Origin of the sequence: Collinsella sp. LCP19S3_B6, from assembly GCF_052121815.1 — a bacterium.
Classification (GTDB): Bacteria; Actinomycetota; Coriobacteriia; order Coriobacteriales; family Coriobacteriaceae; genus Collinsella.
The window spans coordinates 46,180-54,030 of sequence record NZ_JBQKDN010000015.1 but is presented as its reverse complement, the minus strand read 5'-3'; the positions used below and the strand labels follow the sequence as shown (position 1 = coordinate 54,030).

Sequence of the window (7,851 nt, the reverse complement as noted above, 5' to 3'; positions counted from 1 at the left end):
CAGCAGGAGCGGCGGCCTCGCAAACGAAGACGACGCAGATGATGGTCGAAATGACCGTCAGGAAGGAAAGCTTTTTCTTTCCGTCACTCATATTTAATCCTTTGCTCAGTCTTGGACAGATTCGAGGCCCTAAGGTATTAAGGCAATTGCTTGGGCCTCGGTGAGCGGGCGACAGGAGACGAGCATCCACCGCCCGCAAACATGCTTTTAGAAGCCTTGAGGCTTAGAGCTGCTCGAGAGCCTCGAGAGCGGCGTGGAGCTCAGCCTTGGCGGAGTACTCGACACCCTCGTCGTTGAGCGGAGTGCGCTTGCCCAGGGCGGCAAGGAGAGCACGGATGGAGTGCTTGCGGTTCTCGGCCTCGACCCAGCACAGGGAGCGCTCGGGATCGTCCATGACCTCGTCGACGACTTCCTCGCCACGGGTGGCCGGCAGGCAGTGCATGAACTTGGAGTTGGGGCCGGCGAAGTTCATCATGTCCATGGTGACCTGATACTTGGGATAGAACACGTCCATGTAGTTCTCGCCCGAGACCTCCTCGTCGTACAGGCCATACCACACGTCGGTGTAGATGAAGTCGGCGCCCTTGATGCACTCGATGTCGTCAGAGATGACAACCGAGCCGCCGGAGACCTTGCAGTTCTCCTCGGCGATGGCCATCATCTGCTTGCCGAACTCGGCGCGCTCCTCGACGGTGCCAACGTGCAGGCCGCCGTCGGGGATCTGGTGGCCCTTAGGTCCAAACTGGACAAACTTCATGCCGACCTTGGAGGCGATGAACATGAGGGAGACGCAGACCTGGGTGGCATCGCCGATGAAGGCCAGGGTGCAGTCCTCGATCTTCTTGCCCTCGGGGAGGTTCTCGAGCATGGTCATGAGGTCGCCCATCTCCTGCGTGGGATGGTTGAACTCGGACATGCCGTTGATGACGGGCACAGCGGAGCCCTCGGCGAGGCCGACGACGTCCTTGTGACGGTCAACGCGAGCCATCATGATGTCGAGCAGCGAGCCCATAACGCGAGCGGTGTCGCCCAGAGACTCGTGACCGCCGAGCTGGATGGTGCCAGGGCCATAGAACTGAGCATGGCCGCCGAGGTCGGTCATGGCGGTCTCGAAGGAAAGACGGGTGCGGGTGGAGACCTGCTGGAAGATCATGCCAAGGCTCTGGTTGCGGAGCAGGTGCGGATAATAACCGTCAACCTTGATGGCCTTCTTCATTGCCAGGCCAAGATCCTCGATAGCCAGGATCTGCTCTTTGGTGAAGTCGTTGGTGTCGATGAAATCCTTAGGCAGTGCCATATCGATTTCCTTTCCGCCGGTCTTGCCGACTTATTTACTGTGAGGCGCTCGTACATCACACCTCGTGTTGACAAGACCATCATTCACCCGTGTGCAATTTTTACCTAGTTTATTCGGGATTAAAGACCGTTCACGGAGTTACACCCTCTATAAACCAATATAAACCCGCAGGCAGCGGGCTTGCAGGGGGTTTACCGTCTGGAACCGCGAACGGTATACGGCTATGCTATGTCTGGCGTCTAATCCGCAATGGAACGACCGGCTGAGACAAGTATACCCGTGGGATATAGCGGGCTCCATAAGAGTTTAAATGAGGCAGGACGGTGACAAATGGACACGCTCATGTTCTTCTATACCTTAGCGATACTCGTAATCTGTATTGTGACGGCAGTGCTTTCGCTTGCCGCCTACGCCTCGTCCCATCGACGCTTCTTTATCTATGGCAGCGGCGTTTTTATTTGCTACGCCATCGAGATGACCGAGATCTTCTTTTTTGAATACACGTTGCAAAACGAGACTTTTCCGGCCAGCGACTATTACGCAATTACCATGCCTGCGTTTCGGACCCTTGTGGCGACCACTTCACAGGCTTTTATTTGGCTGATTGCCATGGACTTGCTCGATAAGCATTCAAAAAAGCAGTTCACTATCCCCGTCTTAACGTTTTTGCTGTTAGAGTCGCTGACTATCGTCGCTGTCCCCTCCGGCCCCATGCGTCAGTGGCTCTACTACACGATGCGTCAGGTATTCCTTGTCTTTGTGGGACTGTATATCTTTTGGACGGCTCATAAAAGTACGGAGGTTGAGCTGAAGGCACGCGTTAACAACCAGCGAAAGCACCTGATTATCGGCGCTATTCTGGTCGGTTGCATCGTTGCCGAGGATTTCTACAACATCCTTGTCATCCCCATGAGTCTGGCACCCTCTTGGCTGCAGCTTTATCTATCCGAGCGCAACTTTAGCGAGAACGTCTTTGCGTGCTACTTTGCGATTCTGCTGATCATCTACTCATACCACGTGCTTTCAATTCGCATGGAGAAGGCGCCCGAGGAAAAGAACGTCAACGATCTTGATCGACACATCGAAGAGCAAATGCCCTTCTATCGCAACGCCTACAGGCTCTCCAACCGCGAGGCCGAGGTTTTGCGTCTGGTTGTGCTGGGCAAGTCGAACCAAGAGATTGCTGACGAGCTATTCCTTGCCGTGGGCACCGTCAAGACCCACATCCACAACATCCTGGTCAAAACCGAGCAGCAAAACCGAACCACGCTCATCCTCCACTTTTGGAAGCGTTAACCTGCCAAAAAGGGACAGGTTTATTTTGGTAGGTTTTATCTGGGCAAACGCCATCCGCCGCAAGAGAGCTGCTTTCCCTTGCGGCGGTCTTCTAGCAGTAAGACCAAGTGAGTAGACTTTTTGCAGGAGGCCGAGCACAGCCCTAAACGCCGCGGCTCTGACCTGCGATTTTATTGAACATTTGTCGCGATGTGCTCGGCATATCTAAATAAGTCTACTCACTTGCATCCGAGACGCACCAGATAGGCAAATAACCGCCGCGAAGGAAGGGTTACGCGGTTTTACCAAACCGCGTAACGGCTCGACGCTGCAAGCGCCCCTGAGCGAGCAATCTGACGTTCAGTCGTCGGTCGCGTACCGAAGTACGCTTCCCTCCTCTTTCACGTCACTTTACTCGCTTAGGGACGCTTTCGCTGACTTATGCTCAACCTACAATGATTCCAAACTGGATGAGTTACTCGCTGTAGCGGGTGGCTATGGCAGCTCGCACCATTCCGGTGCCCATGAGGTAGGTCACCAGGAAGTAGCCACCGTATGCTGCTAGGAAGATTGCACAGGTGAGGCCCACGGTGCCGCCGATGCTCATATTTCCGAATATGCTCACCAGCTCGATAATCACCTTAAGTGCCACAAAGGAGTGCGCCAGACCCACTGCCAGCGGGAACAGGAAGAATACCGCCTGCTGCGCCATCACCGAATGGCGAATCTGGCGGTCGTCGCAGCCGATCTGTGCCAGCACACGATAGCTGCGGCTGCCGTCGGCCGCGTTGGAGAGTTGCTGGATCGACAGAATCGCCGCGCATGCAACGACCAATACAAAGCCGATGTAGATGGCTAGGTAGCTAATAAGACCGTTCATTTGCGCTGCTTGCGTGTACATCTCGGAGCGTGTGATGAAGATTCCCCACGATCCCGGCTCCTTGCCGTCGACGAGCAGATTGTCGAGCACAGTGTATTCAATGCTCTCGTCTGCCTCGGTCGTATCCATCCCCTGTTTGTAGTTAACGAGCAGGCTACTGGAATACGGCTGCAGATTAAGTTGGGACAACAGCTCGTCGGCAACGACGACGGTACCCGGATTACTGCCCATCGCCGAGTTGGCGATGGCCGCCGTGTCCTCGTCCGACTTATCGGTTGCGGGCTTGAGCGTATGCCCGCCCAAGGTAAGGGCATGGCTGCCGGCCATATACTTGGTGTACAGGTCGATCAGCTCACCGCCCATATCACACGTAAGCAAGTACTGGTCGCGGCCAATGCTCACCGGCTCCTCGCCCATCATCTGACGCAGCTTGTTGTACTGGCTCGCCGGCGTCACAAACAGACCTATCGCATCGGGCTTGCTACCCCCGAACGCCTTGGGAAGCTTTTCGCCCATGGTCTTGCACATCTCACCCGCAGACACCGAAGGGCTCGAACCGCCAAACGGGTAACTTAGATACGAATCGATCTGCACATGCTCACCGGCAACATCGGCGATATTGACCTTCTTGCCGGTCTCGTCGTTGTTGTCCGCCGACTTGTCCTTACCGTGCCATGCGGGGTACAAATCGACCGTTGTATCGGCCAGCACCATGCGATCGGCCTCAGACGGATTGACATACTCTTTGTAGTAGTCGAGCGTATCGGGCGTGTAATAGACATACGTCTGCGACATATCGGCCGGCGTATAGCGCTCCAGATTCTCGTTCATCACATTGGCAATCGACATACCGCACGTCACCGAGGTGATGGCCAAAAACAGGAGCATCGCGATGACGCCCATCGAAAAGCACACCGTGTTGACCTTGGCCGCAAGCTGGCGCACGATAAACATGTTGAGGCCGCGCCAATACACGCCGCGCAGGCTCTGCAGCAGCTTGATAAGCATGCCCGAGAGTCCCCAGAACAGGGCAAAGGTGCCCGCGGTAACCATAGCGGTCGTAATGCCAAACTGGTTCATGGCCTCTTGCAGCTTGCTGTCCGTCGCGGTTAGCGGGAACCCATCACGTAGCAGACGGTAATAGGCCACGCCCACAAGCACCACGCCCACGGCAAAGATGGCAATCGCGATCCAGGGGTTGCGTGTCTTGATGCTCTCGTTGCGACGCTCGGCACCCATAAGCTCGATGAGTTTGGTACGACGCACGGCGCGAAGGTTCAGCAGTAGCGTGAGCACAAACATTACGAGCATGCAGGCAAGGGTCAGGTTGAACGCATGCACCGAGAAAAAGAAGTGGAAATTGGCGATCTGTGTCTTAAAGAGCGAGGCCGTAAAGAACGTCATGAGCTGGGAGAGTCCCACACCCAGCACAATGCCGGCGACAAAGGCCACAACCGATACTATCACGGTCTCGAGCGCCATGATCGTGGCGACGCGCCCGCGCCCCATACCGAGCACCTGGTACAGGCCAAACTCCTTCTTGCGGCGTTTCATGATGAAGTTATTGGCATACACCATCAAAAAGGCCATGACACCGGCCAAAAAGTACGTCAGGTAGCCGAGCATGCTGCCCATAACCTGCGCCAAGCCCTCTTCATCGATTCCGGCGATGTCGACCTGCATCGAGATGGTGTTAAAGGCATAGAAGACCGTGACGCCCAGGGTGAGCGTCAAAAGGTAGACGAGGTAGTCGCGGCCGGCGCGGCGGACGTTGCCCCAAGCGAGTTTACAGAGCATCGGAGCCCTCACCGCCCATCATGGCAACGACCTCCATAATGCGGTCGAAGAACTCGCGGCGGTCGGTGTCTCCGCGGCGCAGCTCGGTGAAGATCTTGCCGTCGCGAATAAACAGCACACGGCTCGTGTAGCTGGCGGCAAAGCTGTCGTGCGTGACCATGAGCACGGTGGCGCGCAGGCGGCGGTTAAGGGCCTCCAGGCTCTCGAGCAGCAGGCGAGCGCTCTTGGAATCGAGGGCGCCGGTGGGCTCGTCGGCCATGATCATGGTGGGGTCGGTGACGAGCGCGCGAGCCGCGGCAACGCGCTGCTGCTGACCGCCGGACATTTGGTAGGGATACTTGTCGAGCACCTGACTGATGGACAGGCGCGCTGCCACATCCTGCACGCGGGTCGAGATCTCTGCCGAGTTTGTGCGGGCGATGGTGAGCGGCAGGGCGATGTTCTCGCGTGCCGTGAGCGTATCGAGCAGGTTGGAGTCCTGGAAGATAAAGCCAAGCTCCTCGCGGCGGAACTGCGAAAGCTTAGCCTGCTTCATGCGCGTCACGTCCTGGCCGTTGATGCGGATCGCGCCACTTGTGGCACTATCGATGGTCGACACGCAGTTGAGCAACGTCGACTTGCCCGAGCCCGAAGCGCCCATGATGCCAACGAATTCGCCGCGGTTGACGGTAAAGCTGACGTCGTTGAGCGCGCGGGTCACGTTGCCCAGCGCTCCGTATACCTTTTCGAGATGCACGACTTCCAGTACCGGAGTCGCCATGTGCGTGGTTTGCATACCGAGTCCTTTCTTGCGATTAGTCTACGGCATCTATAGTCGCAAGAAGCCGAGTCGGCTACCATCGATATCGCTTACGCTTGCCTTACCGTTGCGTAAGGTAGGGGTAGTCTTTTTGGGACGGGGCTTTTTTAGCTACCCTATGTCAAATGCGGCCTCATGCTTCGAAGGCTACGGATAGGGTAGCTAAAAAAGCCCCGTCCCAAAAAGACTACCCAAATGAGCTGCCTTGTCATGTGTTGATGCTGAGAGAGGACTCCTGTTGAAGACTGTTCATGTTGCCGCTGGGATCATTCGCAAGGAAGGATCCGATGAGCTGCTTGCCGTGCAGCGCGGCTACGGCGACATGCAGGGACTTTGGGAGTTTCCCGGCGGCAAGCTCATGCGCGGCGAGACGCCCGAGGACGCCGTACGCCGCGAGCTCATGGAAGAGCTGCAGGTAAAAGTCACCAACCTGCGCGATTTTTACACCGTTGAATATGACTACCCCGATTTTCATCTCTCAATGGAGTGTTACTACTGCTCGCTGGCTAAAGAATCCGATGAGCCCCAGAAGCACGACCGCCAGCTCGATATCCGCTGGATTCCGCGCACCTCGCTTGCCACGGTGGAATGGATGCCCGCCGACAAGGGGCTTATCGATGCTCTGATTGAGTTGAAGGAAGATCGGCTTGAGGCCAACGGCGCCGCCGATGACGCCACGCCCAACACGGCCGACAAACCCGCCACCAAGCCCAAGCGCGCACCTAAGCGCCGCAGCAAAAAGCGTCCCAAGCCCGGCCTACTCGACGGCATCGATACCTCGGACCTCTCCGCTGACGAGCGCGAACTGGTGCGCCGTCGCGCCGCTATAAAAAAGTCCATGAAGGGCAACAAGCGCGCCAACACCAAACCCGAGCTGCTCGTTCGCCAGCGCCTGCGGGCAGCGGGCCTTACGGGATACCGTCTGGAATGGAAGGTACCCGGCAAGCCTGACATCGCCTTTCCCGGGCGCAAGATCGCCATTTTCGTCAACGGCTGCTTTTGGCATCGCTGCCCTAAGTGCAATCCGAGCCAGCCCAAGCGCAATGTTGAGTTTTGGGAGGCAAAGTTTCGCCGCAACGTCGAGCGCGACCGAGCCGCCATCGACGCGCTTACCCAAATGGGCTGGACGCCCATCACCGTCTGGGAATGTGAGCTCAAGAAAGACCGCATTGACGCCACCATGGAAAAGGTCATCGAACAGGTACGCGCCGCCGCACCGCAGCGCTAACAGCGATCATTCACACGCTCCGCACGTCCGCGCCACATCCGAGCCGCAAACCTTAGAAAGCCCTTAAGCTCAAAACCTTTCAAGAGTGTTATTCGATACCTTTGACCTGCGGTTTCATTGTTATATCAAACCTGATTAAGCCTTTCTTTAGTGCTTCTTTGCAGCAGCCGCGGCATAATACTGCCAACGCACGGGACCTAGCAGCACACCCCGTGCGCAACCTTTTGGTGGACATCGAGGAGGCCGCATAAGCATGCATTCTTCCAATGACGCAGCGCAGCAGCCATCCCTAAAACATGCAGACCTTTTCTCCTTCCCCCCGACACAGAGAAACGGCCTCCTCGACTCCCCCACCACAAAAGCCAAACGCTCAACCGATCAGAATCTCAACTTGCGAATATCCTTCGATAAGCTCCAAGCATCCCTAAACAAGTCATTCCCAAACCAAGCCCGGGCATACTAACCCCCACCAACAAAGAAGCCCTAACGCCCCACCAATTTCCGCCCCAACGCCACAAGGGCGATCGAGCAGGGCCGTCTGGAAACGGAAAAGGGCCTATCTCTCAGAACATTCC

The 7,851-nt window shown here is 56.6% G+C and carries 5 protein-coding genes; 2 read left to right on the top strand and 3 right to left on the bottom strand.

Going from position 1 to position 7,851, the window contains the following annotated elements; translation table 11 throughout:
* Nucleotides 1–223: 223 nt before the first annotated feature.
* Nucleotides 224–1,297 carry a putrescine carbamoyltransferase gene (ptcA, locus tag ACTQWD_RS06675; RefSeq protein WP_427728553.1) on the bottom strand — a complete coding sequence of 358 codons (1,074 nt, stop codon included), beginning with the start codon at nt 1,295–1,297 and terminating at the stop codon, nt 224–226.
* Between the two features lie 330 nt (nt 1,298–1,627).
* Between ptcA and ACTQWD_RS06670 the strand changes: the two genes are divergently transcribed.
* Complete coding sequence (locus tag ACTQWD_RS06670) at nt 1,628–2,593, top strand: response regulator transcription factor (RefSeq protein WP_441555041.1); 966 nt, start codon at nt 1,628–1,630, stop codon at nt 2,591–2,593.
* Nucleotides 2,594–3,047: 454 nt separating this feature from the next.
* Here the strand turns inward: ACTQWD_RS06670 and ACTQWD_RS06665 are convergent, their stop codons facing one another.
* Both ACTQWD_RS06665 and ACTQWD_RS06660 read right to left on the bottom strand, forming a co-directional pair.
* Entirely contained in the window at nt 3,048–5,249 is a 2,202-nt protein-coding gene (locus tag ACTQWD_RS06665) for an ABC transporter permease (protein ID WP_441559579.1), read from the bottom strand.
* Nucleotides 5,239–6,024, bottom strand: a complete 786-nt coding sequence (locus ACTQWD_RS06660; protein WP_154514962.1) for an ABC transporter ATP-binding protein — start codon at nt 6,022–6,024, stop codon at nt 5,239–5,241. The genes ACTQWD_RS06665 and ACTQWD_RS06660 overlap by 11 nt, the downstream gene beginning before the upstream one ends.
* A 262-nt stretch (nt 6,025–6,286) precedes the next feature.
* Here ACTQWD_RS06660 and vsr point away from each other — a divergent pair, with 262 nt between their 5' ends.
* Nucleotides 6,287–7,276, top strand: coding sequence for a DNA mismatch endonuclease Vsr (vsr, locus tag ACTQWD_RS06655; protein ID WP_229770601.1), 990 nt, complete (start codon nt 6,287–6,289; stop codon nt 7,274–7,276).
* The last annotated feature ends 575 nt before the right edge of the window (nt 7,277–7,851 follow it).

Excerpts from the sequence above, each read along its gene's own strand:
- ptcA (WP_427728553.1), bottom strand. The coding sequence starts at position 1,297 with ATGGCACTGCCTAAGGATTTCATCGACACCAACGACTTCACCAAAGAG.
- ACTQWD_RS06670 (WP_441555041.1), top strand. The coding sequence starts at position 1,628 with ATGGACACGCTCATGTTCTTCTATACCTTAGCGATACTCGTAATCTGT.
- ACTQWD_RS06665 (WP_441559579.1), bottom strand. The coding sequence starts at position 5,249 with ATGCTCTGTAAACTCGCTTGGGGCAACGTCCGCCGCGCCGGCCGCGAC.
- ACTQWD_RS06660 (WP_154514962.1), bottom strand. The coding sequence starts at position 6,024 with ATGCAAACCACGCACATGGCGACTCCGGTACTGGAAGTCGTGCATCTC.